Here is a 598-nt window from a genome sequence, read left to right on the forward strand (position 1 = left end):
GTCCACGACACTGCGGGTCAGCAGGTTTGCGACCGGCCCGATAAAGACCAGAACCAGAAAAACAAGGAGCGGAGCAATGAGGGCAAACGCGCGGATCTTGCCCGCGCGCTGCGATCTTTTGAGATCCCGGATCAGGTGCTTTGTATCGTCGGAGACCGTGGCATCGACCYCGACAAGCACTTGATTTCCCGAACCGTACAATGTCACTGACCTGCCACCCAGGTATCGAACCTCTTGGCGAGGGCGTCATAGTTGTTGATCCAGAAATCAGCATCCGATTTGAAGGTGCTTTTCAGGTTTTCAGGATCGGTCGACACGAACGGACGGATGTCGTCTGAGGTCAGCGGCAATGCGTTGCGGTTGGGAACCGAAATGGCGAGCATATTGGTGACCGCAGCCTGCGGTTCGGGCTGCGAAGCATATTCGAGGAACTTGTAGGCATTGTCGATCTGCGGGCTCTCCGCGATGATCGCCCAATAGTCCACATGAGTGATGGCATCCTTCAGCACCGCGCCCAGATTTGTTTTCTGTGTCTTGTTGAAAAAACGAATGCCGTTGTCAAAGGTAACCGTCATGACAACCTCGCCCGATGCCAGCA

At 54.9% G+C, this 598-nt stretch carries 1 protein-coding gene and 1 pseudogene; both read right to left on the reverse strand.

Annotation, left to right across the window (positions count from 1 at the left end):
• A pseudogene (locus ACXJ7R_RS35825) lies at positions 1-180 on the reverse strand (ABC transporter permease); the annotation flags it as partial.
• A gap of 23 nt (positions 181-203) precedes the next feature.
• Positions 204-598, reverse strand: a 395-nt coding sequence (locus ACXJ7R_RS35830) for an extracellular solute-binding protein (RefSeq protein WP_457155901.1), incomplete at its 5' end; no start/stop codon positions are given.

The organism is Mesorhizobium sp. P5_C1 (assembly GCF_054049815.1).